Raw genomic sequence first — 23,744 nt, forward strand, 5'->3', positions numbered from 1 at the left:
GTAATTCGTAATTCGTAATTCGTAATTCGTAATTCGTAATTCGTAATTCGTAATTTTTGATTCGTAATTCGTAATATTTGGGCTTTTCACCACACCAAATTGTCAAATTTGTGGCTTTTAGCTGTTGGGATTTAGACCTCAAAAAATTAAATTACGAATTACGAATTATCAACTACGAATTATTTTTTCAGTGTCTGGTAAACTAGAATTTGGGTAGGGTTAAGTTTGACGCTGCTAACACCATTTCGGGCAAATACATAGTCTTTGTTTTGCCATAAGGGAACGTAAGGTACATCAGTAGTAACTTGCGTTTGAATTTCTGTAAAAATTTTCTGACGTGCTTCGGGGTTTTGTTCTTTGCGTTGCCCATCAATCAGTTTATTTATGGCTTCACTATAGTAAAACGAACCCTGAGTTTGACTGCCTCCATCTTCGCATCCTTTAGCAACTGAACCTTTGTCACAAGACAAAAATGGTTGGACGTAATTATCTGGATCTAAAAAGTCTGGATACCAATCAAGTAAAGCTGCCGGATACAAACCCTTGGCAATGTCTTTAAAGAAGGCAGGCCCTTCAGCTTGGGCAACTTCAAATTGCAGTATTCCATCCATTTTGACATCCACAAGGGATTTGAGTGTCTGTGCTGCCAAACTACGAGTAGGTGAACTAGAAGGATACCAAACTTGCACTGTTGCAGGATTTTCTTTGGAGAAGCCAGCAGTAGCTAATAATTTTTTAGCTTGATCGAAGTTAGCATCGCCATATTTATCTTTGAATAATGGCACAGAAACTTTAAATGTTGTGGGAATCATGCTATAGAGCGGATCTGCTTGACCAAGTAATACTCGCTCATTTAAAAGTGGACGGTCAATTATGGAGGCGATCGCTTGTCTTACCTCTAATTTATCTAAAGGCTTTTGATTCCGGTTTAATACTAGATAACTTACTACACTACCTTCAGCTGCGATCGCTTGCCAATCTCCTTTTTTGCCACCCTCTTCCAAACTCCGATTTTGATCTGGCTGTAGCGACAAATAAGCTACATCCACTGCACCTGTACGAAAAGCATTAAATAAATTAACTGGACTAGTTTGAATTTGGAGATTAACACCCTTGTTAGCTGGTTTTTCTCCCCAATATTTATCAAATACATCAAATCTGATCGAATCAGTACCATACTGTCCTAATTTGTAAGGGCCAGTTCCCACAAAAATATTCGGCTTGAATCTACCAGCGCCGACTTCATAAGCTTTTGGTGAAACGGCACACACTCCAGGAAATGCCAACAGTGAGGGAAAAGCTGCAAAGGACTTTTTCAGCTTGATTGTCAACTCATACTCGCTTGTAGGTTTTATCGAATCTACTATATCAGCTAGTAAGAATGAGGGTTTTCCTTTATTTTCAATAAAGCGCTGGATGGTAAAAGCCATTGCTTGAGCGTTGAAGGGAGTCCCATCGTGAAAAACTACTCCCTGACGTAAGGGGATGGTATAAGTTAAACCGTCTTGACTGACTTTAGGTAATGCTGTAGCTAGTTGGGGTTTAATTTCGGTGCTTCCTGATTCGTAGTTGTAGAGGCGATCGCTCATATTAAACACCAAACCTAAAGATGCTAACTCATAAGCATCAGCCGGATCGAGGGTTCTTGGCTTGGCTGTTGTACCGATAGTAATCCGATCATCACCTGTAGGGATATTTACAGAACCGGATGGTGGCGTAGTTGACTGTGGACGAGGAGTACAACTAACAACCAAAAATAAACATAAATAGAACAAAGATAGAAATTGTGTAATCCGACCCCACCGTTTCACGAACAAGGAAAACCAGGTCATAGCAATAATATATTTCATATCAGCGGTCAGCAATCTTACTACATTTGTGACTCTTGTGCTGAATCTTCACAATTTATAGTAGTTCTTGTTTCGATGCAACGCGGGCTTTGGTTGGCAAAGCCGAAAGCTAAGTAGTTAGACGTAAAAAGTATAACTGGTACAGCTAAATGAGAGAGAATTCGACTTGACATTATGACTCCGTAGCCGTCTAAATCAAAAAATTGTGGCAGATACTCAACTTCATGATTAAGTTTCTTGCGACTGTGCAATGTCTACTACGGGCTACGCCTAAGCACTATTTTGTTACAAAAAATCATTGAGAAAATACATAATATTAAATTGAAAAATTTAATATTTGTTAAGTACTGAAAAGTTTTTATTTAATTAAAATTTTCAACATTGGCTAAAATTGTCGTAAATTCCTAGTTAATAAGAAAATTAGGTCTTGTTAAGCTTTAACTTTAGCCCAAGTAGTGTACGTTGAAATTTTACCTGTTGCTGCTTGGGCACAGACACCGATGATAAAGCGTTTTATCGTCAAGATCGGCTGTATTCTCAAAAAGAAGAGTGTTTGAACATCAGCGACTAAAGCGATCGCGATATCGTTAACAGCAGATTGAAAGTCTAATAGTGAGACTAAGACCGTGAAGTATTTCTTTCTCTCTGAGGGATGGGCAGTTGCAAGAGTCTGGGCATCTGATGGACTCTGGCAAATAACCGCATGGCGACGCCAACCAGATATTCAGCGAATGAATATTTGTTTAGTCGAAGAAAACGAATTGCTCTGGCTTTATCGAGTTGAAGAAGCCGTTTTAACCGTGGAAGTCAAGCCAACAATACCAGTAATTGCCAGTCAGACCATCGGTCAAGTAGTACTCAAGCGTCTGATGAGCGCCGAACAAGTAATCGAACGCCTGAGTACAGCAGAAGCGAAGTGTCAACTGCAAAATATTCAGTTGGTGGTTCAGTAAAGATTGGGCATGGGGCATGGAGAAGAGACAAGGTAGACGAAGAAGAGGGGGGAGACAAGGGAGAGACTTGTTCAAGAATTCCCCCTTGTTCCCTCTGCTCCCCTTCTCCTCACTCCTCGTAAAGAAAAGATAAGCAAATTTAATCCTCGACGCGTATTGGTAGCGAAAAAACTTGGATATGCTACGCGATCGCATCAATTTACACGCTTGCAAACAATTCCATCAATAGTTACACTTTTTAAAACATTCTCATTTTTGCTTGGCGATGGCTAGCCTATATAGGTAAACCTCCTGAAGCGAGTAAGCATTGCCAAAGCACCCACGCTGTCTGATTTATCAAGACTAAGCTGTGGTAATACTCTGGCTCTGGCAATAACAAAAAACAAAAGAGAGTTTTCTGAGTGGCGATTTTCGTCTCTTAGAATCTCAGTAAGAAAATTGCTTTGTAAACTAACTCATCGAGGAGGAGCGTAGTCGATGGGACTACCCTGGTACCGAGTACATACAGTCGTTCTGAATGATCCAGGGCGACTGATTTCTGTACACTTAATGCACACAGCCTTAGTAGCAGGCTGGGCTGGTTCGATGGCACTCTACGAACTGGCTGTTTTTGATCCTAGCGATCCAGTTCTCAATCCGATGTGGCGTCAAGGAATGTATGTCTTGCCGTTCATGTCACGTCTGGGCGTCACTCAATCTTGGGGTGGTTGGAACGTTACTGGTGGGCCATCAACCGATCCTGGCTTCTGGTCATTTGAAGGCGTTGCTGCCGCTCATATTGTTCTTTCCGGTCTGCTATTTCTAGCCGCCGTATGGCACTGGGTTTACTGGGATTTGGAACTTTTTAGAGATCCCCGCACTGGTGAACCCGCTCTCGACTTGCCAAAAATGTTTGGCATTCACCTGTTCTTATCTGGTCTACTTTGTTTTGGATTTGGTGCTTTTCATGTCACCGGACTATTTGGGCCGGGGATATGGGTTTCTGACGCTTATGGTGTAACTGGTGCGGCCCAGGCAGTAGCACCAGAATGGGGGCCAGATGGTTTTAACCCCTATAACCCTGGTGGCATTGCGGCTCACCACATTGCCGCTGGTGTTGTTGGTATTATTGCAGGCTTATTCCACCTGACAGTTAGACCCCCCGAACGGCTCTACAAAGCCCTACGGATGGGGAACATTGAAACAGTACTTTCTAGCAGTATTGCAGCAGTCTTCTTTGCTGCTTTCGTCGTTGCTGGTACTATGTGGTACGGTAACGCCGCCACTCCCATCGAATTGTTTGGCCCCACCCGCTATCAATGGGATCAGAACTACTTCCGTCAAGAAATTCAGCGCCGCGTCCAAACAAACGTAGCCCAAGGTACAACCCTTGAGCAAGCTTGGTCGCAGATTCCTGAAAAATTGGCTTTCTATGATTATGTCGGTAATAGCCCCGCTAAAGGTGGTCTATTCCGTACAGGGCCGATGGTGAAAGGTGACGGCATTGCCCAGTCTTGGCAAGGTCACGCCGTATTCAAAGATTCTGAAGGACGGGAATTGACCGTGCGTCGTCTCCCCAACTTCTTTGAAACCTTCCCAGTGATTTTGACTGATGCAGATGGAATTGTCCGCGCTGACATTCCCTTCCGTCGGGCAGAATCTAAATATAGCTTCGAGCAATCTGGTGTCACCGTTAGTTTCTACGGTGGCAATCTGAATGGTAAGACCTTTACAGAACCAGCTGATGTGAAGAAGTACGCCCGTAAGGCTCAAGGCGGTGAAATATTTGAATTTGACCGGGAAACCTTGAACTCTGATGGTGTTTTCCGCACCAGTCCTAGAGGTTGGTTTACCTTTGGACACGCCGTATTTGCTCTGCTGTTCTTCTTTGGTCATCTCTGGCATGGCGCTCGGACAATCTACCGAGACGTATTTGCTGGTGTTGATGCGGATCTTGAAGAGCAAGTTGAGTGGGGTCTGTTCCAGAAAGTGGGTGACAAGTCAACCCGCCGGAAGGAAGCCCTTTAATTTCAGTGCTGAGTGCTGAGTTCTGAGTTAAACCTCTGACTCAGCACTCAGGTCACTCAGCATTAAAAACTTTAACTACTGGCTAGATAAAGAGGAAATCGTAATATGGAAAGCGTTGCGTACATCTTGATTTTTACTCTGTGTATAGGTACTCTCTTCTTTGCGATCGCATTTCGCGAACCCCCTCGCTTTGAGAAACCAAAAGATAAGTAGATCCTATTCCCAGACTTTTAAGCGGATTTAATCTTAATATCCGTTGCTACTAAGTATGGTGGCAACGGATATTATTATGTTTGCCCTTTATCCTTTATGTTATTTCTCACTACTAACCAATGACCAATGACTAATGACTAATGACTAATGACAAATCATTTTTATATTGTGATATAATTTCCAATCTTGGGAGTAGATATGTGTTAATGCTAGCTTTTCTGCGCTAGGATAAAAAAGGATGTTTTGTGTAAGCTGCCATAGAACTGCCTACACAACACATCGCGCTTGTCACACCACCTTTACGGAGACTAGAACCAGGAACAAATCAGCATGGTCAATCAGAATTTAACCGCTACAGAAATTGGATTCACTCACGAAGATTTCGCTGCTCTACTTGACAAATACGATTATCATTTTAGCCCTGGCGATGTTGTGCCAGGAACAGTTTTCAGTATAGAGCCGCGCGGCGCTCTGATTGACATTGGTGCTAAAACCGCAGCATATATACCCATACAAGAAATGTCTATTAACCGGGTGGATAGCCCGGAAGAAGTATTACAGTCAAACGAAACGCGCGAATTTTTCATCCTTACCGATGAAAACGAAGATGGTCAATTAACCCTTTCCATTCGCCGTATTGAATATATGCGGGCTTGGGAACGCGTGCGACAGTTGCAAGCAGAAGATGCTACTGTACGTTCTGGCGTGTTTGCAACCAATCGCGGTGGAGCATTGGTACGGATTGAGGGATTACGTGGTTTTATCCCAGGTTCTCACATCAGTACCCGCAAACCTAAAGAAGAATTAGTCGGCGAGGATCTGCCGTTAAAATTCCTAGAGGTGGACGAAGAACGTAATCGCCTCGTTCTATCTCACCGTCGGGCGCTGGTTGAGCGCAAGATGAACCGCCTAGAAGTCGGCGAAGTAGTAATTGGTACTGTTCGTGGCATCAAACCCTACGGTGCTTTTATCGACATTGGCGGCGTCAGTGGTCTACTGCATATTTCTGAGATTTCTCACGAACATATTGATACACCTCATAGCGTGTTCAATGTCAATGATGAAGTAAAAGTTATGATCATTGACTTGGATGCAGAAAGGGGTCGAATTTCCCTATCTACTAAGCAGCTAGAACCCGAACCCGGTGACATGATTAAAAACCGGGATTTGGTTTACGATAAGGCGGAAGAAATGGCTGCTAAGTATCGCGAACAGCTATTAGCCAAGCAGCAAGGTGCTACTGCTGCGGCTTCACCTGCGGAAGTTCTTGCAGACGAAGATATTCCACCAGCAACAGAACTTGATGAAGATATTCCATCAGCAACAGAACTTGATGAAGATATTCCATCAGCAGCAGAGCTTGATGAAGGTATTCCAGTAGTTGCGGCAATTGAAACAGAGATTCCAGCAGCAACGGAAATTGAAGAGGAAATTCCAGCAGCTATTGAAGAGTAATAGATTTTTTATGGTTTTACTTATCTTTAAGTAAGAGTATTAAATCATTTTATAAAGAGGGAAAAACCCTCTTTTTTTATGTAGAAAATCGGTGATAGTGAAAAGTTGGGAGTAATTAAAAGTTAAATATTATGGCAACCATTAAATGTAGAAATATCACTTTTGATAATATCCAGGCAATTTTATTTGACAAAAACGGTACTCTAGAAGATTCAGAAACATATTTGCGATCGCTAGCACAAAAGGCAACGAGGTTAATAGATGCTCAAATTCCGGGAACTGGGGAACCTCTATTAATGGCATTTGGTATCAATGGCAATCTTCTAGATCCCGCAGGTTTAATATCAGTAGCAAGCCGTCGTGAAACAGAAGTTGCGGCTGCGGCGTATATTGCTGAAACTGGAAGAGGATGGTCTGAGTGCTTAAAAATAGCTCGTCAAGCTTTGGATGAAGCGGAAAAATACATTGGACAAACTCCTTCACCACTGTTTGTAGGTAGCCTAGAAATTTTGAAATACCTGCGGGAGAGTGGTCTAAAACTTGGTATCCTCTCAGCTGCGACAACTGAAGAAGTACGTAATTTTGTAGCCAATCACCAGTTAAGCGATTATATCCAGTTAGAAATGGGCGTAGATGAAGGGCCAAGTAAACCAGATCCAGTGCTATTTTTGCAAGCTTGCCAAGCTTTGGGAGTTGAACCGAACGCTACATTAATGGTGGGTGATTCAATTGGTGATATGCAAATGGCGCGTAATGCTAAAGCCGCAGGTTGTATTGGGATCACTTGGGTAAATAAGTCAGATCATGTCCGAGGTGCGGATGTGGTGATTAATCAACTTGATGAAATCCAAATTGTAGAGGATTAATTTAATATGAGTTCGGTTTTATTTTTCGTCTTTCTTCTCTTCTAAATTGGTTATCTTTGTATTTTGCATAAGGATATGGTCTTCAGGATTATGCTTTTCTTCTTTCTTCTCTTGTACAACTTGAGTGGCATATATTTCCACATCTCGCTGAATAATATCTTCTACATGACTTGCAAATAGATTAAATGCCTGTTGATGACTTGGATAAATACGATAAGGGCCTGTCAACTGCGAGAATTGCCACCCTTGGGTTTTCAAAGATTCAACTGTTCGGCGATAGTGTCGCCAGCGTTCTCCATAGTGAAAAAACTCTTCAATGGCAGCACTAATAGCAACTATTTGGCTCAAACCAAAAGTTGACCACATAATGATAGCCCTATTGTTAGGTTTGAAATTGGTGTTAATATTTAGACTTACTAATGCCGGGAGAACTACACCACCAATAATAGTTGTTATCCGTAAAAAATAATGGCGATCGCGCGATAAATTTGCCTTACCTTCCATCCAGAGTACTTGATCTAACCAGCGCGATCGCAAAAAATGTTTTTGCACATCACCTAAATTAATACCTGCAAATAACTTGTTAAAATCTTCTTTTAAAAAATCATGATAACTATCTTTTTTTGCCATTTTTTACTCCTAATTAGAAAGTAACCCCTTAATTACTTTGCCTAAATTCTTAACTCCTTTCTCTATGTCGATTAAGTCGATGTATTGTAATGTACCAGATTTAGCTAGCTTTTTGGCTCGTTCATCAGTAGCCTTTCCACGCAAAGCATCTACAAGTATATCTGCGGTTCTACCACTACCAGCAATCACAAGAACTACCCTGCCGCTATTAACGCTAGAAAAGGCATCCTTAAAGGTAATTTCACCACCGTTCAAGAGTACTGTCATCGAAGGTGCATCATTAGCCAACATAGTGGCAACATAGGATATCCAAGGAGACTCGTCGCCCCAATTCTTCCCAGGAACTAGTACAAAATGAGTATGGTTTGGCTCTAACGGTGTTAAATCAGCAGCAATTTCCGAATGATTAGGTAAAGGCACTTTGCCTTCAGGTGTCACACCAACTAAAGCGAACTTAGCACCTATTTGGGTACGAGCTGTACCCATCATTCGCATAATTCCTGCATCCGTACCCCCATCCACGACATAAGCCCCTAAAGTTTCGGCGATGGGGGCTAAAACTTCCACAAACAACTGTTGAATACGAAGAAAGTCAGCTTCACTGATGTTACTTGCACCCCCCACCACTACTAAAACAGGACGCGAATCGCACAGCCCTATTGTCTCAAGAGCATCAGGCAATTCTTCTGGCTGCTCAACTTGAGTAGCTAATGCTGTTTGCCCATTATCAAAGGTAAGTTTTAAACAACTTTTCATTTTTTCAAAAGACTGACTGCTTAGGTTTTCTGGCGTAGAGCTTTGCAGTCATGTTTTGCAAGGCGTTGTATTCCTTTATTACCTTGACGGAAATAAATTTTCTGATGCTTTTGTATGGGTTTATCATTAATTAATGTTTCACTATATTTTTGCTTAAATGTAAATAGCGATGCCTACGGCAGACTAAGCCTACGCTCCAGCTTTTTGTCATTATTTTTTTTCGGGAAGATTATTGATCTACAAAGTAATAGCTTCATGTTTGTTGACATCTTAAATTATGATTTTACAGTTTATTTATGGACTATCGCACCAATTTTTCAGTTAATCTCAATGCTGAAACTTTAGCTATAAGTTCCTGCTATCTCACTTTTTACTGTCACAGGTTCTGACTTTATATCCTCTATCTTATTAAACTCTCCAGCCTGCCAGCTATCTGTTATATCCTTGATAAAACTAGCAATAGGAATCGCAATTAATAAACCCAGTACTCCTCCTAACTTTGCACCCAGCAATAAAGAAATCACCACCCACACAGGATTTAAGCCAGTCAAATTACTGAGAATTCGAGGTGCAATAATATTAGAATTAACTTGGTCGATCGCAACAGCTACACCTAAGACTTCCACTCCTAACCAAAAATTTTGCAGCGCTACCAGCAAACTTACTATGGCAATACCGACTCCCGTACCAAAGGGGAAGAGTGAAAATAAGCCAATACCGATGCCAAAAAGTAAAGCTAGGGGAACTTGCAGGGCTAAAAACACTAGTGTAATTGTCACCCCTAACACCGCTCCCAATGTTGCTTGACCGATGAAGTAATTGTGGAAATCCTCTTGCAGCAATTCCCGTACTCTTGACCCAATATTAGGGGGGAACCAGTGAAAAATTCCGTCCCAAAGACGTTCACCATTCAATATTAGGTAGATAGTCAACACTACTGCCAGCAACACATTGAGGACACTCCCAATGGTATCGACAGCAAAACTAAGAATTCTACCAGTGAAGGACTGAAGTTGGTTAGATAATTGTTCCAGAACTTGGGTAAATAAACCACTTAAATTAATCGGAAGTTGCTGTTGACTTAACGCCCAATCCTGAAAAGCTTGCAGCTGCTGAGTACCTGAATCAATCCAACTGGGCAAAATATTAGCCAGTTCAACCAGCTGTTGAATAATCAGGGGAACCAAGGTGATGCCCAAAGCTACTAAAACCACCAGAGTCAAAAGTAACACTCCCCCGATCGCTAAGTTGGGTTTCACCCCTTGTTCTTGGAGAAACTGGATTGGATAGTTCAAGACAAAAGCTAGCAGGATGGCGGCGGTAATAATGCTAACTAAGGGTTGAAAATACTGTATAACCTGGAGCAATAGCCAGCCGTTAAGAATGGCAATGGGAAAGGCCAATCCTATGGTTAACCATCGCGGCAGTTTGTTTGCTGATTGCATTAGTGATGACCCCATAAGAGTTCGTTCTAACTTTATTTTGGTTTCTAGGGATGTGAAGAATAAAGAATAAGGGGGGATAAGATCGTAACTATGCTCAATGCCCAAATTATGTTGGATTTTTCTCAATAAAATCCAACATAATTTTCTGATGCATTGCCCCTAAAGGTCGCACTTCACCAGCATTTTGTGAATAACAGTTACCTTGGCGAATCTCTTTTAGCGTAAATAACGCCATATCCCAGCCCTCATTCAGAACCAGTTGATTTAATTCCACCAAGAGTGGTGCATGAAAGACATGACGGACAACTCTTGCGTTGGGATAACAGCCAAATTGAACAAAGGGTGGTAGATCATAGCCGATTTCTTCTAAAATTTCTCGTTTTACCGCTACATCTGGCGTTTCACCAGGTTCGATATGACCGCCAAACAGCGCCCAGTAACCAGGGTAGAGAATACCAGGGATATTGTCACGCAGTTGCATGAGAAACTTGTTTTTCTGGTAGAGAATTGCGATCGCAACGTGCACCTGTTGATTGTTCATATCTTCATTTTTAATTGCTGATTATTCTTCTTCTAAATAAACTTCTCCCAATTCTTTGCCAGCTAAGGGAATACTTCGGTAGCGAACTTTACCCTTAATTACAACTTCTGAACCTTCACCCAGATTTTTTTGATTGGTGACAACCCAAATTTTGCCCGTTGAGTCCTTAATTTTATAAGCCCACTGTTTGATCAGGGGAGCTTGCTTTTCTACCTGCCCTTGGATGTAAACTATAGCCTGATTGTCTTGTTTTGGTTTAATTTCTCCAATTGGAGTGACATTTGTCCCAATTTTCAAAGCCCCACGCAAGCCAGGTGATGTCAAGTTACCACAACTACAAAGTCCTGCTATCAGAAAAAAAGTCAACCCCAAACGGTAAGGAAAAATACTGTGCCCGTAGAAAAATGAAAGAGATAAATTTCTAATTTGTCGCATAAAAGCCACTGATTTATTTATTTTGGGCATTTGACACAAGAGGTAGAGGTGCAAAGGCGAAAGACTTACTGCAACTTACTTCTCCCCTGCTCCCCTGCCCTTCTGCTCCTCCACTCTCCCAATTTTTTATTCTTCAGATGATGCCGTTGATCTGAGAAAATAAACATTATGGATTTACTGTGAGAAAAACGCTACGACATCAAACAGCAACATAATAATAGTCGAAAGTCAAGACTCAAGAGTGAATATTTTCATTTTGGACTTTGGACAACAAGCGAACATAGCTGGGAATTTTCATGGAAACAAAAACTGCCAAACTCCTAGATGGGAAAACTTTAGCTGCAAAAATTCTGCAAGAACTTTCTGTTGCGATTACACAATTACAACCAAAAATTGGACGACCCCCTGGTTTAGCAGTGTTGATGGTTGGTGATAACCCAGCGTCAGCCGCTTATGTACGCAATAAAGAAAAAGCCTGCGCAAAAGTTGGGATCGCTTCTTTTGGTAAGCATTTTCCTGCCCAAACTACCCTTGGGGAGTTGGAAGAGGTAATTGCTGCACTTAACCAGGATCAAAGAGTGGATGGCATTCTTGTACAGTTGCCCTTACCTAACCACCTGGATGCTGTAACTCTGCTACATCAAATCGATCCCGATAAAGATGCTGATGGACTGCACCCAGTTAATTTAGGGCGACTAGTACGGGGAGAAAGCGGTTTACGTAGCTGCACCCCGGCTGGTGTGATGCGGCTTTTACAAGAATATAAGATTCCTTTGCAGGGAAAACAGGCAGTAGTAGTGGGGCGCAGTATTTTGGTGGGTAAACCGATGGCGCTAATGCTATTAGAAGCTGATGCTACAGTCACGATCGCTCACTCGCGATCGCATGACCTGAAAACTATCACCCAAAATGCTGATATTCTAATTGCAGCAGTAGGTCATCCCGGACTGATCTCTGCTGAGATGGTGAAACCGGGCGCTGTTGTGGTAGATGTGGGGATGAATCGCGTCACCGATGCTAATGGCAAAAGTCGCTTAATTGGCGATGTCCATTTTGAACCAACCGCTGATGTAGCAGGATTTATCACCCCAGTTCCTGGTGGTGTTGGCCCGATGACTGTTGCCATATTGTTGGAAAATACATTTACTAGCTATTCCAGAGCGGCAAAAGAAGAAAGAGAGTGAAGAGTTAAAAGTTATTCTTAATAACTCTTAACTCCTAAATTTTGTAAAGACGCGATTAATCGCCTCTCTGCTGCTAACTTTTCATTTTTTTCAGCGCCACAGCACCTTAAAATTGTGACGTATAAGGCAAAAATCGCAAAATGTCAGGAATTAAAGAATGGTAGCAACTGATAACGTGCAAAAGACACCACCAGAGGAAGCCACATTTAACTTAGCAGCCTATCTAAAAGAGCGACAAAAGCTTTGTGATAATGCTTTGGATCAGTCTATTCCGGTCATTTATCCAGAAAAGATTTATGAGGCGATGCGCTACTCGTTATTAGCTGGAGGTAAGCGTATACGTCCTATTCTTTGCCTTGCCACCTGTGAAATGATGGGTGGAACCATTGAGATGGCCATGCCAACAGCTTGTGCTGTGGAAATGATCCACACAATGTCGTTGATTCATGACGACCTCCCAGCGATGGATAATGACGATTATCGTCGTGGCAAGCTGACGAATCATAAAGTCTATGGCGAAGATGTAGCGATTTTGGCTGGGGATGGCTTGCTGGCTCTTGCTTTTGAGTCTGTTGCCATTCAAACCCCCCAAAGCGTTAAGAGAGAGGTAGTCTTGCAGGTTATTGCTCGTCTTGGTCGAGCATTGGGGGCAGGTGGTTTGGTCGGCGGTCAAATTGTAGATTTAGAGTCGGAAGGTAAATCTGATATTTCCTTAGAAACCCTAAATTTCATTCATAAACACAAAACAGCCGCCCTTTTGGAAGCTTGCGTAGTTTGTGGCGGGCTGATAACTAATGCATCATCTGAAGATGTGCAGCGGCTAACCCGTTATGCTCAAAATATTGGGCTAGCATTCCAAATCATCGATGATATTCTGGATATCACTTCTACCCAAGAGCAATTAGGTAAAACAGCTGGCAAAGACCAAAAAGCCCAGAAAGTTACCTATCCCAGCCTTTGGGGACTTGAGGAATCGCGCTCAAAAGCCCAAGAGCTAGTTAAAGCAGCTTGTGTAGAATTAGAACCATTTGGAGACAGAGCCAAACCACTCCAAGCGCTTGCTCATTTTATTACCAGCCGTAATAACTAATAACGCTTTGCGTAATTCGTAATTCGTAATGCGTAATTCCTATACCGCAAGCGTTTCATTGATTGAGAATGGGTAGTTTATTTACACCATACTGTACTACTACTGCCCAGCGAAATTAAAAATTCACTGATTCAAAATTATAAAAGCTGATCAAATAAGCTTTTAAATTATTTTGAATCGTTGGTCTTTTTCCAACGTGATAGATTAATTTGGGAATTTTGGGTTGAATCTAAATGTTTCCTCAACCAACAACTGCTGCTAATATTTACTAACCTAACCAAAATACCATGCAGGACATAGGCAACATTTTAGACAACCGGGTGCTGCTGGTTGCTCTGGTAGCTTGTTTAATTGCTCAAGCATTAAAGCTTGTGGTTGAGATCGTCAAAAATCGTAAACTGAATGTGCGTGTTTTGGTGACAACCGGAGGTATGCCCAGTGCCCATTCGGCTCTGGTTACGGCTCTAGCCGCTGGTGTAGGGCAAACACTGGGTTGGGCATCTCCTGATTTTGCCGTTGCGATCGTTTTTGCCATCATTGTCATGTATGATGCAGCCGGAGTTCGTCAAGCAGCTGGTAAACAAGCTCGTATTCTCAATCAAATGATTGATGAATTATTTCATGAAAAACCAGATTTTAGCCAAGACCGTCTCAAAGAATTACTCGGACATACACCAGTTCAGGTAATCGCTGGGTCGGCTTTGGGTATAACCATTTATTGGTTAGCTAGGTCTGCTTATTGAACTAGGGCAATAAATCTTTGTTTGAGCGGCTATTGATAATTAGTAACTGGTAATTTGTCAATCAAATTTGAATTTTGGATTTTAGATTTACGCCGTGAATAAATTCAGGGGATTAAGGGTGAAAGGATTTATTCCAAATAACTTGTTTCTCACAGAGCGAATATAAATAAATATATTCGCTTAAAACCTTTTTAAATTTTGAATTTAAAATCCAAAATTTAAAATCTAGAATTCCGTTAATTGACAAATTACCAATCTGGTAGGTAGCATCAGGATGCCAGTGAACTTAATATCACTAAAACCCCACAGTCGAGCGCAGCAGAATCACTTTACGACTATCTACTAGGCTAGCAACGAAACCGCCATTGTTTAGTTTTTGCAATGTATTATAAGCTTCACTTTGGTTAGTGGTATAAACTGCTAGCAAGTAAGGGCGTTGTCCATACGAAACAAAACCGACGTTACCTCCGACCACTTGCTGCACACTATTTACTAGTTCTGGACGGTTGTAATAATCTACGAGTACTGCATAACCTTCGCCTAATGCTTGAGGATTATAACTGACTGTCTGCTGAGGTGGTTTTGGCTGTGACTGTTGCTGTACATCTGCCGTTGTTGTTGGTCGAGTGGTAATGATGGCAGACAAGCCAACAATGTTGCTGACATATCTTGCCCAACGATTGGCATCGTCAATTTTATTAAAGCCCCCGACTCGTGTCACGGTTTCGTTGAGATATTTACAGGTGATAGTTTTAAGTTCAGGTGGTAAGGTGCTACGTAACTGCTTTTGATTATTTGCTGTGGGACTGACTACTAATAAAAGATACTCACCCGCATTTGGTGGTTGACAAGAGGGAATGGTTTTTTGAGCAAGTACAGTACTCATGCCACCAATCAACCCTGCGATCGCTAATCCTAAAACACTTGGTAAAGTCTGAAATCTATGCACAAAAGTTAGATTATGTAAATTAAGGTGTCTTAGAAGATTTTATAAAAAAATATTTTGTTCCCCCAAAATAATATAGCACTAGTCTATACGTAGTAATTGATTGACAATCGCCATTTTGGGAAACTTTTGCGACTAGGGAATGGGGAAAAAGCAGAGGATGGGAGGAGCAAGGGGAAAATTCCTCTCGCACCTTGCCCTATGCCTCTTTTCCAGTGCCCAATGCTCAAATTAAGATACAGTAGCTAACGATGCTAAAGCATCTGGTATTGCCTCAGAAGGAGCCTGGAATTCTCCAGTGATGACGTACTCTAAACGCAGTTTTAACCAAGTAATAAATTGAGGATTTGTAGAAATAATTGCTACTGCTGGTTGGGGACACTTTGCCTTTAGCTGTTTAAACTGTGGTGTTTCCAAAAAAGCTGGTTGCTCAACCAACCAAAAATCTATTTGTTTTTCTTGTTCGTGGTAGTTTCGGGTGCGTTCTTTGAGAACTTCTTGTATTGGTTCTTCTTGGAGAAGAAAGCGTTGACTTGCCAAAACGTAATGGTATGTTTGCATTTTCATCCTTTGGTTGCTATGTGAATAGTTTCAGGGCACAGTGACTCTGTACCCTTACAAGCTAACTTTTTTGAGATTTCTTGAACCAAGAACTGAACGGACAAGCACTTTTCTGGTTTTCAGATTTTATCTGTTTGCCACCAGATGTTAGCTTTTCCAAGAACAAATTATTGTCAAAATAGTGTTCTAAGGAAATAAGTTTCAAGTCATCGCTAACTTTTGCAATGCTCATGCCGATAATTTCTAGCGTCTCTCCAGTAGGTGCATGGTCTTTGTATTCTCCGTTAAAATGTCCCCAATGCCGCCATTTAAATGTTACATTCGGTGGCCCTGAGAAAACTTCCACCACTTCCCAAGGAAATCCTTGGGGAAATGTTGTGTGGAAGACTTTTGCGGATGATTCAAAGGTTTCTTCTGAAGCCTTGTAATGCTCTGAATCAGCCATAAATAAATTGTAAGTACCTTGGGCTGATACATCTGCTGCTGTGTACTCTACTCCACCATTGGTACTGACGCGAAACTGTTCATTAACAATAGATAACCACTGTTGCGGGTTAGCTTTGAATGATACCTCCATCTCAAAGGTTCGCACCAAGTTTTGTACGATCGCTTCTAGTGTACCTTCAAGGTGATTGTAAATACTTTCTTTGGCGAGATTTTCATTTGAACGGGAATAATCAGGCGGTGTCTGATAGCGCCACTCGACATCAGTGCTTTCTGCTATCACCTTATCTCTATCTTGTACCCAAAGCGGCAGGTCATTAGATTGTGTTGCGCTCATAGAAGTTTTTGCTGAAGATTTGATCCCAATTTCTAGATTTCGCAGTGACAACCCCTCTGTTATGAGGTTACAGGTTATAGTTTCGTTCTCTTTTCCCTATCCCCCTATCCCCTGTCCCCTTTTATAGCTTGTTTCATTTCCCGGACTGCTCTTTCCATACCTACTAATGCTGCCCGGCTAATGATGGTATGACCAATGTTCAGTTCTTCCATGCCTGGAAGCGCAGCCACCGGATAGACGTTCCAGTAGGTGAGTCCGTGACCAGCATTGACTCGCAATCCAGCTTGAATCGCTTGCTCACAACCTTTAGCTAATATGGCTAATTCTTGCTGGCGATTTGTTTCATCCTTAGCCTCAGCATATTGTCCGGTGTGCAATTCAATAAACTGCGCCTGTACCTTGACAGATGCTTCAATTTGTGCTGGTTCGGAATCGATAAATAAACTAACTGGAATGCTAGCGCTTTGCAATTTATCGACTATTTCACCTATTCTAACAATTTGCCCGACAATATTTAGTCCGCCTTCTGTTGTGACTTCTTCGCGCTTTTCAGGGACTAAGGTAACGTAATCTGGTTTGATATCGAGAGCGATCGCTAGCATTTCATCTGTAGCAGCCATTTCTAAATTCAGATGCGATCGCACCGTTTGCCGCAACAGTAGTACATCCCGATCTTGGATATGCCGCCGATCTTCGCGCAGATGCACCGTAATTCCATCTGCACCCGCTAATTCTGCCAGTACCGCCGCTGCTACCGGATCTGGTTCCACCGTCCGCCGCGCTTGCCGGATGGTGGCGATGTGGTCAATGTTAACACCAAGTGTAGGCACCCCAAATTTCTCCCAAATCCACATTCCTTAGAACTTGATTTTACCGGAAATAGCGGTAGTTTTGCTGAAGAAGCTTAAGACAGATTACACACGTAAAATGCAATGTCTACGACGGGCTGTGACCTCTTGCGGACGCTATCTACGAGACGCTCTTGCTAGCTTGCTTCTCTGTAAGAGTACGCGGACTCGCCACCGCTACGCTAACGCTATCAGTGTCGCCCAAAAGAAAACTGAGTTAGCAAAAGCTGATTTTTGGGCAAACTACTTTAAATAAATGGCTGATTTAACAAGAGTTGATGAAGTATGAATACAGCAGTTGAGCCGATGGACAAGTTTTTTAACTATCAAATTAGCGAACAACTTTATGTAGGCTCTAGAACCTTAGTTTACCGTGCTATTCGAGAGGCGGATCGACTTCCGGTTGTCATCAAACTGCTCCAGCAAGAGTATCCTACCTTCAATGAACTGCTGCTGTTTCGTAATCAGTACACTATTGCTAAAAATCTTGATCTACCCGGTATTGTTCGTCCCTACAGCCTGGAACCTTACCGCAACAGCTATGCTTTGGTGATGGAGGATTTTGGTAGTATTTCCCTCAGAGATTGGCTCAACAAAAAAATGGGAAGCAACCAATATACTTTGACAGAGTTCTTGGAAATTGCGATCGCTCTGAGTAATATTCTTGACGGACTCTATCGCCATCGAGTTATCCACAAAGATATCAAGCCTGCCAACATCCTCATCAACCCGGAAACTAAGCAAGTCAAGTTGATTGACTTTAGTATTGCCTCTCTTTTACCTAGAGAAACCCAGGAAATTTACAGTCCCAATATCTTAGAAGGTACTCTCGCTTACCTTTCCCCGGAACAAACCGGACGGATGAATCGCGGAATTGACTATCGTAGTGATTACTATTCTCTTGGCGTTACCTTCTATGAATTGCTGGCTGGACACTTACCCTTTGAGTCTAGGGATTTGATGGAGTTGGTTCACAGTCATATTGCCAAGCAACCAGAAAAATTAGGCGACAGCAGGGAAGAAGAAATTCCCGAAGTTCTTTGTGACATTGTGATGAAATTGATGGCGAAAAATGCTGAAGACCGCTATCAGAGTGCATTAGGGCTGAAATTTGATTTAGAAAAATGTTTGTCTCAATTGCAAGAAATAGGCTCAATTAAATCTTTTAAATTAGGTGAGCGGGATATTTGCGATCGCTTTATCATCCCAGAAAAGCTCTACGGTCGCCAAAGTGAAGTTCAAAGCTTATTGGATGCTTTTGAAAGAGTCAGCCAGGGAAGCACTGAAATTATGTTGATAGCAGGCTTCTCTGGGATTGGCAAAACTGCTGTGGTGAACGAAGTCCACAAGCCAATTGTGCGACAACGGGGTTATTTCATTAAAGGTAAATTTGACCAATTCCAGCGCAATATCCCTTTCTCTGCCTTTGTGCAAGCTTTTCGAGACTTAATCGGACAACTGCTGAGTGAAACTGACACCCAATTTGAGCAGTGGAAGTCCAAAATTCTCTCTGCTTTGGGTGAGAACGGACAAGTGATGATTGAGGTGATTCCAGAACTCGAAAGAATTATTGGTAAACAGCCTGCTGCGCCGGAACTCTCTGGGAGTGCGGCACAAAATCGCTTCAATTTGCTGTTTTTGAAATTCACTCAAGTCTTCGCTGCACTAAAACATCCATTAGTAATTTTTATTGACGATCTGCAATGGGCAGATTCTGCTTCTTTAAAGTTAACGCACTTATTAATGAACGAAGTTGACATCGGTTATCTACTATTAATTGGTGCTTATCGAGATAACGAAGTTAACCCAATACATCCCCTGATGCTAACTTTAGAAGAGATTCAGAAGTTAGGGGCTACAGTAAATACAATAACCTTAGCTCCCCTCGATCAAATATCTGTTAATCATTTGGTTGCAGATACATTGAGTTGCACACTAGCATTAGCTGCACCGTTAACAGAGTTGGTATTGAGCAAAACCAAAGGAAATCCTTTTTTCAGCACCCAGTTTTTGAAAGCGCTACATCAAGATCGACTAATTACATTTAACCCCCCTCAGTCCCACCTTACCAAGGGTAGAAGTCAAGGAGGGTGGGAATGCGATATTGCTCAGGTGCGAGCGATCGCTCTTACCGATGATGTAGTAAAGTTTATGGCAATTCAGCTTGAAAAGTTGTCAATAGAAACTCAAAAAGTTTTGAAATTAGCCGCTTGTGTAGGAAACTCTTTTGATTTAGCCACATTAGCAATCGTCTATGAACAGTCTGAGGCAACAACGGCAGATGAATTATGGAAAGCACTCCAACAAGGATTTATCATTCCTACCAGTGATGTTTACAAGTTTTATCAACAGCATTCATTGGTAAATAGCCAGAATGACTATGGACAAATAACCATCAGCTACAAATTTCTTCACGATCGCATTCAGCAAGCTGCCTATTCACTAATTCCTGATAACCAAAAGCAAGTTACTCACCTGCGTATTGGGCGTTTGCTGCAACAAGCCACGACTGCAAATGAACGCGATCAGAAAATTTTTGCGATCGTCAATCACCTCAATCAAGGGGTTGCTTTGATTAATGATGAGCAGGAGCAACAGGAACTCACGCAGTTAAACTTGGCGGCTGGGCATAAAGCCAAGGGTGCAACAGCTTACGCAGCAGCTTTAGACTATTTCAACACAGGTATTGCCATGCTAACGAGTAATTGCTGGCATAGCCAATACAATCTCGCCCTCATCTTGTATGAAGGAGCAGCAGAATCAGCTTACCTCTGTACCGATTTTGAACAGATGGAACAGTTAGCTGAGATAGTACTGAATCATGCCCAATCCTGGCTGGATCGAGTAAATATCTACAGTATTAAAATCCAGGCTTGCATGGCACAACATCAGCAGCTAGAAGCCTTGCAATTAGCACGAAAAATTCTCAAGCATCTGGGAGTACATTTGCCGGAACGACCCACCCCAGCAGACATCGAACAAGCACTGAGGCACACCCAAACCTTGCTCAATGGCAGGTCAATCGAATCTTTACTGGAATTACCTCAAATGACCGCACCAGAGAAAAAAGCGGCAATGGTTATTTTATCCAGCATTATTTCTGCTGCCTATCAAGCTGCCCCTGAGCTTTTGCCTTTGGTGATATTTGCCGAGTTCGATTTATCAGTAGAATACGGCAATGCTCCCGAATCGACTCATGGCTATGTAATGTATGGGTTGACCTTGGTTGCCATATTGGGAGATATTGACGCAGGCTATCGGTTTGGGCAATTGGGGGTGAATCTCCTGCAACGCATCCATGCCCCCAAGTTAACTGCTAAAACCATTTTTGCCTTTAACTGCTTCCTCAGACATTGGCAAGAACCCGCAAAATACACCCTGGAAGGATATTTGCAAGCCTACTCCACTGGGCTAGAAACCGGTGACATTGAGTATGTCGCTCTCAGCCTGATGTGTTATTGCTACACAGCTTACTGGAGTGGTCAGGAACTATCTGCCTTAAGACAAACGATAGAAGCTCATCGCCAGGTCATTCAGCAATTGCGCCAGGATAGTTGTCTCTACACACAAAGTATTTATCATCAGATTGTAGTCAATCTGTTGGAGGTTGTGCCTGAACCTGAGCGGTTGCTTGGTGAATACTGCTATGAGGATGAAATAATTCAGCTTTCCCTTAAAACGAATCACGGAGCAGGACTATATCAAGTTTATTTCGAGAAACTGTTCCTCTGCTACCTGTTCCAAAACTATGAACAAGCTCTACAAAACGCCAAACTGGCAGAACCGTATTTGGGTGCAGTCACAGGACTAGTGCTGCTTCCTCTGTTTTACTTCTACGATGCACTAGTTCGATTAGCGGTTTATCCAGATGCCAGTGAGACAGACCAAATCAGTATTATAGAGCGGGTGACAGTCCATCAAGAAAAACTCAGCATCTGGGCGGCTCATGCACCTGGTAATCAAGCTCACCGCCATGCTTTAGTTGTTGCAGAAAAATGTCGAGTCTTGGGGGCGAAAGCCGAGGCAATTGAGTATTACGATCGCGCCATTGCGAAAGCTAAAGAAAACGAATATCTCAATGAAGAAGCTCTCGCCAATGAACTTGCAGCCAAGTTTTATTTAGAATGGGGCAAAGAACGCATTGCTCAAGAGTATTTGATTAATGCTTACTATTGCTACACACGCTGGGGTGCTAAAGCCAAAGTCGATGATTTAGAACAACGCTATCCACAACTGCTAGCTCCTATCTTACAACAGAGGCGTTCACGAAGTGACTCTGAAAGAGTATCGCTACTTACACCCAATGAGACGATCGCAAAGATTGACAGCATTACTACCTTCCACCCAAGCATTAATAAATCAGTAACATCTAGCAGCAATACATCAGTAATACTAGATTTGGCAACAGTTTTAAAAGCCTCTCAGACTCTATCGAGTGAAATTGAACTAGATAAATTACTTACGAAGCTGCTGCAAGTAGTGATTGAAAATGCTGGAGCAGATAAGTGTGCGTTACTACTGCTCAAAGAAGGTAGATTGGTAGTTGAGGCGACTGCTCAAGTTGGGCAGCAATCAACGGTGTTACAGTCCATTTTTGTGGAAGATAGCGCAGACGTTCCCCATAGCCTAATTTACGCCGTCAAACGCAGCCTACAACCTACCGTTATTCTTGATATAACATTGCATCCGGTGCTGATAGCCGATCCTTATATTATTCGTCAGCAACCCAAAAGCTTGCTGTGTACGCCAATTTTGTATCAAGGGAAACTGTTAGGGATTTTGTATTTAGAAAACAATCTGATGACTGGAGCGTTTACTAGCGATCGCGTCGAAATTCTCAATTTATTATGTACTCAAGCTGCAATCTCCCTGGAAAACGCCAGACTTTATCAGCAAGCACAAAATACTCTAGAAAACCTGGGACAGACGGAACAATTCTTGCGGTTAATTATCGAGAATATTCCCCAGTCTGTTTTCTGGAAAGACTGCAATAGTGTTTATTTAGGATGTAACCATAACTTTACTCAAACTTGGGGTCTAGGAGTGCCAGAAAATGTTATTGGTAAAACAGACTACGAACTTCCCTGGACTAGGGAGCAATCAGATTTTTTTGTAGCACGCGATCGCCGCATCATGGAGTCTGGGGAACCGGAACTCAACATTATCGAAACTGTGCAGCAAGTAGATGGAAAACAAAAGTGGTCGAATACAAATAAAATTCCCTTAAAAGATAGAGAAAAAAAGGTTTTTGGTATCCTTAATACCTCTGAAGATATCACAGAACGCCAGCAAGCACAACAATTGCTGCAACAACAAAAACAACAATTAGAACAAGCATTACAAGAACTCCAAACGATGCAATTGCAATTAGTGCAAGGCGAAAAAATGTCTGCCATTGGTAATTTGGTAGCAGGTGTTGCCCATGAAATCAACAATCCTGTTGGCTTCATTGCTGGCAACTTACAACCAGCCAAAGATTATGTCAAAGATTTGCTTGGTCTAATTAATCTTTATCAAGAAAAGTTTCCTAATCCCGGCTCAGATATTCAAGATGAAATTGATGCCATCGACCTTAATTATTTACGGGAAGATTTACCTAAATTGCTGGACTCGATGAAATTGGGTGTTCACCGTATTCGCAGTATTAGTACTAGTTTGCGAACCTTCTCCAGAGCAGATAAGGATTATAAAGTTCCCTTTGATATTCACGAAGGCATTGATAGCACTATTCTGATTCTCAGACACCGTTTAAAAGCTAATGAAAACCGTCCAGCAATTGAGGTGGTGAAGAATTATGGCAAACTGCCCCTAGTGGAATGCTTTGCAGGACAACTTAATCAGGTGTTTATGAACTTGTTAGCAAATGCCATTGATGCGCTTGAACAATACAATACAGAACGTAGTTTGGAAGCGATTCTTACCAACCCCAATCGCATCACCATTCAAACTCTTATAGCAAACTCAAATCAGGATGTTTTGATTAAGATTGCTGATAACGGGGTGGGAATGTCACCAGAGGTTAAACAAAAAGTATTTGACCATTTATATACCACCAAGCCTGTTGGAAAAGGCACTGGATTAGGATTAGCGATCGCTCGTCAAATTGTGGTAGAAGCACATGGCGGTTCGCTCTCTTGTACTTCCGAACTTGGAAAAGGCACAGAGTTTGTCATTCAAATCTCGACTCATTCAACAACAATAACGAGTGCTGAGTGCTGAGTGCTGAGTAATTTCTACTTTACTCAGCACTTTTCATTTTCGCTATTTAAATTTTAGTTGGGAATAAAGTGACAATAATACTTAAATTATGCAAAAGCTGGTTAAAACTCAACCCTCTACAGTATGCCATAACCAACCAAAATTACTATTCATTCAAATGGCGATCGCAAAACTTTCTATTATTATCAATTGTGGTAATTCTGTCCATTAGCATTAGCGCT

Annotated in this window: 20 protein-coding genes; 10 read left to right on the forward strand and 10 right to left on the reverse strand. The window is 42.0% G+C overall.

All coding sequences use genetic code 11. The features are described 5' to 3' along the window. Positions 1 to 179 precede the first annotated feature (179 nt). On the reverse strand, positions 180 to 1,832 hold the full coding sequence (locus tag ACFE93_RS20805; RefSeq protein WP_375475787.1) for an ABC transporter substrate-binding protein: 1,653 nt from the start codon (positions 1,830 to 1,832) through the stop codon (positions 180 to 182). A gap of 644 nt (positions 1,833 to 2,476) precedes the next feature. On the opposite strand from ACFE93_RS20805, the gene ACFE93_RS20810 reads away from it, so the two are divergent. From ACFE93_RS20810 to ACFE93_RS20830, 5 genes are all read left to right on the forward strand, one after another. Continuing rightward, complete coding sequence (locus ACFE93_RS20810; protein ID WP_375475789.1) at positions 2,477 to 2,803, forward strand: hypothetical protein; 327 nt, start codon at positions 2,477 to 2,479, stop codon at positions 2,801 to 2,803. Between the two features lie 477 nt (positions 2,804 to 3,280). Then, the gene (gene psbB, locus ACFE93_RS20815) at positions 3,281 to 4,810 is read left to right on the forward strand and encodes a photosystem II chlorophyll-binding protein CP47 (RefSeq protein WP_375475791.1); all 1,530 of its coding nucleotides are present in this window, start codon (positions 3,281 to 3,283) and stop codon (positions 4,808 to 4,810) included. Positions 4,811 to 4,915: 105 nt separating this feature from the next. Next, positions 4,916 to 5,023, forward strand: a complete 108-nt coding sequence (locus ACFE93_RS20820; protein ID WP_084227385.1) for a photosystem II reaction center protein T — start codon at positions 4,916 to 4,918, stop codon at positions 5,021 to 5,023. A 330-nt stretch (positions 5,024 to 5,353) separates the two neighbouring features. Then, positions 5,354 to 6,478 carry a 30S ribosomal protein S1 gene (locus tag ACFE93_RS20825; protein ID WP_375475793.1) on the forward strand — a complete coding sequence of 375 codons (1,125 nt, stop codon included), beginning with the start codon at positions 5,354 to 5,356 and terminating at the stop codon, positions 6,476 to 6,478. Positions 6,479 to 6,609: 131 nt separating this feature from the next. Continuing rightward, a complete protein-coding gene (locus ACFE93_RS20830; protein ID WP_375475795.1) occupies positions 6,610 to 7,344 on the forward strand; it encodes an HAD family hydrolase in 735 nt (244 codons plus the stop codon). Positions 7,345 to 7,362: 18 nt separating this feature from the next. Here ACFE93_RS20830 and ACFE93_RS20835 read toward each other — a convergent pair whose 3' ends face one another. The 5 genes from ACFE93_RS20835 to ACFE93_RS20855 form a co-directional block, all read right to left on the reverse strand. Further along, positions 7,363 to 7,974 carry a DUF4231 domain-containing protein gene (locus ACFE93_RS20835; protein WP_375475797.1) on the reverse strand — a complete coding sequence of 204 codons (612 nt, stop codon included), beginning with the start codon at positions 7,972 to 7,974 and terminating at the stop codon, positions 7,363 to 7,365. A 9-nt stretch (positions 7,975 to 7,983) separates the two neighbouring features. Next, on the reverse strand, positions 7,984 to 8,730 hold the full coding sequence (locus ACFE93_RS20840) for a hypothetical protein (protein ID WP_375475799.1): 747 nt from the start codon (positions 8,728 to 8,730) through the stop codon (positions 7,984 to 7,986). A gap of 341 nt (positions 8,731 to 9,071) precedes the next feature. Then, a complete protein-coding gene (locus tag ACFE93_RS20845) occupies positions 9,072 to 10,175 on the reverse strand; it encodes an AI-2E family transporter (RefSeq protein ID WP_375475801.1) in 1,104 nt (367 codons plus the stop codon). 106 nt (positions 10,176 to 10,281) lie between these two features. Further along, positions 10,282 to 10,716 carry an NUDIX domain-containing protein gene (locus tag ACFE93_RS20850; protein WP_375475803.1) on the reverse strand — a complete coding sequence of 145 codons (435 nt, stop codon included), beginning with the start codon at positions 10,714 to 10,716 and terminating at the stop codon, positions 10,282 to 10,284. A gap of 21 nt (positions 10,717 to 10,737) precedes the next feature. Next, positions 10,738 to 11,151 (reverse strand): hypothetical protein, encoded by a 414-nt coding sequence (locus ACFE93_RS20855; RefSeq protein ID WP_375475805.1) that lies wholly within the window; start codon positions 11,149 to 11,151, stop codon positions 10,738 to 10,740. 296 nt (positions 11,152 to 11,447) lie between these two features. On the opposite strand from ACFE93_RS20855, the gene folD reads away from it, so the two are divergent. From folD to ACFE93_RS20870, 3 genes are all read left to right on the forward strand, one after another. Further along, positions 11,448 to 12,335, forward strand: coding sequence for a bifunctional methylenetetrahydrofolate dehydrogenase/methenyltetrahydrofolate cyclohydrolase FolD (gene folD / locus ACFE93_RS20860; protein WP_375475807.1), 888 nt, complete (start codon positions 11,448 to 11,450; stop codon positions 12,333 to 12,335). Between the two features lie 157 nt (positions 12,336 to 12,492). Then, positions 12,493 to 13,425 carry a geranylgeranyl diphosphate synthase CrtE gene (gene crtE, locus ACFE93_RS20865; RefSeq protein WP_375475809.1) on the forward strand — a complete coding sequence of 311 codons (933 nt, stop codon included), beginning with the start codon at positions 12,493 to 12,495 and terminating at the stop codon, positions 13,423 to 13,425. A 287-nt stretch (positions 13,426 to 13,712) separates the two neighbouring features. Continuing rightward, the gene (locus tag ACFE93_RS20870; protein ID WP_190939008.1) at positions 13,713 to 14,168 is read left to right on the forward strand and encodes a divergent PAP2 family protein; all 456 of its coding nucleotides are present in this window, start codon (positions 13,713 to 13,715) and stop codon (positions 14,166 to 14,168) included. A gap of 295 nt (positions 14,169 to 14,463) precedes the next feature. Here the strand turns inward: ACFE93_RS20870 and ACFE93_RS20875 are convergent, their stop codons facing one another. The 4 genes from ACFE93_RS20875 to ACFE93_RS20890 form a co-directional block, all read right to left on the reverse strand. Beyond that, a complete protein-coding gene (locus ACFE93_RS20875; protein ID WP_375475811.1) occupies positions 14,464 to 15,117 on the reverse strand; it encodes a hypothetical protein in 654 nt (217 codons plus the stop codon). Positions 15,118 to 15,345: 228 nt separating this feature from the next. Then, positions 15,346 to 15,675, reverse strand: coding sequence for an MgPME-cyclase complex family protein (locus ACFE93_RS20880; protein WP_375475813.1), 330 nt, complete (start codon positions 15,673 to 15,675; stop codon positions 15,346 to 15,348). Between the two features lie 61 nt (positions 15,676 to 15,736). Continuing rightward, a complete protein-coding gene (locus ACFE93_RS20885) occupies positions 15,737 to 16,456 on the reverse strand; it encodes a SnoaL-like polyketide cyclase (protein ID WP_375475815.1) in 720 nt (239 codons plus the stop codon). Positions 16,457 to 16,560: 104 nt separating this feature from the next. After that, complete coding sequence (locus tag ACFE93_RS20890) at positions 16,561 to 17,286, reverse strand: pyridoxine 5'-phosphate synthase (protein WP_375475818.1); 726 nt, start codon at positions 17,284 to 17,286, stop codon at positions 16,561 to 16,563. Between the two features lie 97 nt (positions 17,287 to 17,383). Between ACFE93_RS20890 and ACFE93_RS20895 the strand changes: the two genes are divergently transcribed. Continuing rightward, on the forward strand, positions 17,384 to 17,560 hold the full coding sequence (locus ACFE93_RS20895) for a hypothetical protein (protein ID WP_375475820.1): 177 nt from the start codon (positions 17,384 to 17,386) through the stop codon (positions 17,558 to 17,560). A 29-nt stretch (positions 17,561 to 17,589) separates the two neighbouring features. Then, positions 17,590 to 23,523, forward strand: coding sequence for an AAA family ATPase (locus ACFE93_RS20900; RefSeq protein ID WP_375475822.1), 5,934 nt, complete (start codon positions 17,590 to 17,592; stop codon positions 23,521 to 23,523). The last annotated feature ends 221 nt before the right edge of the window (positions 23,524 to 23,744 follow it).

The sequence above is a fragment of the uncultured Nostoc sp. genome (genome assembly GCF_964247315.1).
Taxonomy (GTDB): Bacteria; Cyanobacteriota; Cyanobacteriia; order Cyanobacteriales; family Nostocaceae; genus Nostoc.

Bases quoted from the DNA above. Each gene is read 5' to 3' on its own strand.
- ACFE93_RS20805 (WP_375475787.1), bottom strand. From the start codon at position 1,832: ATGACCTGGTTTTCCTTGTTCGTGAAACGGTGGGGTCGGATTACACAA.
- psbB (WP_375475791.1), top strand. From the start codon at position 3,281: ATGGGACTACCCTGGTACCGAGTACATACAGTCGTTCTGAATGATCCA.
- ACFE93_RS20820 (WP_084227385.1), top strand. From the start codon at position 4,916: ATGGAAAGCGTTGCGTACATCTTGATTTTTACTCTGTGTATAGGTACT.
- ACFE93_RS20825 (WP_375475793.1), top strand. From the start codon at position 5,354: ATGGTCAATCAGAATTTAACCGCTACAGAAATTGGATTCACTCACGAA.
- ACFE93_RS20830 (WP_375475795.1), top strand. From the start codon at position 6,610: ATGGCAACCATTAAATGTAGAAATATCACTTTTGATAATATCCAGGCA.
- ACFE93_RS20835 (WP_375475797.1), bottom strand. From the start codon at position 7,974: ATGGCAAAAAAAGATAGTTATCATGATTTTTTAAAAGAAGATTTTAAC.
- ACFE93_RS20840 (WP_375475799.1), bottom strand. From the start codon at position 8,730: ATGAAAAGTTGTTTAAAACTTACCTTTGATAATGGGCAAACAGCATTA.
- ACFE93_RS20845 (WP_375475801.1), bottom strand. From the start codon at position 10,175: ATGCAATCAGCAAACAAACTGCCGCGATGGTTAACCATAGGATTGGCC.
- ACFE93_RS20850 (WP_375475803.1), bottom strand. From the start codon at position 10,716: ATGAACAATCAACAGGTGCACGTTGCGATCGCAATTCTCTACCAGAAA.
- ACFE93_RS20855 (WP_375475805.1), bottom strand. From the start codon at position 11,151: ATGCGACAAATTAGAAATTTATCTCTTTCATTTTTCTACGGGCACAGT.
- folD (WP_375475807.1), top strand. From the start codon at position 11,448: ATGGAAACAAAAACTGCCAAACTCCTAGATGGGAAAACTTTAGCTGCA.
- crtE (WP_375475809.1), top strand. From the start codon at position 12,493: ATGGTAGCAACTGATAACGTGCAAAAGACACCACCAGAGGAAGCCACA.
- ACFE93_RS20870 (WP_190939008.1), top strand. From the start codon at position 13,713: ATGCAGGACATAGGCAACATTTTAGACAACCGGGTGCTGCTGGTTGCT.
- ACFE93_RS20880 (WP_375475813.1), bottom strand. From the start codon at position 15,675: ATGCAAACATACCATTACGTTTTGGCAAGTCAACGCTTTCTTCTCCAA.
- ACFE93_RS20885 (WP_375475815.1), bottom strand. From the start codon at position 16,456: ATGAGCGCAACACAATCTAATGACCTGCCGCTTTGGGTACAAGATAGA.
- ACFE93_RS20895 (WP_375475820.1), top strand. From the start codon at position 17,384: ATGCAATGTCTACGACGGGCTGTGACCTCTTGCGGACGCTATCTACGA.
- ACFE93_RS20900 (WP_375475822.1), top strand. From the start codon at position 17,590: ATGAATACAGCAGTTGAGCCGATGGACAAGTTTTTTAACTATCAAATT.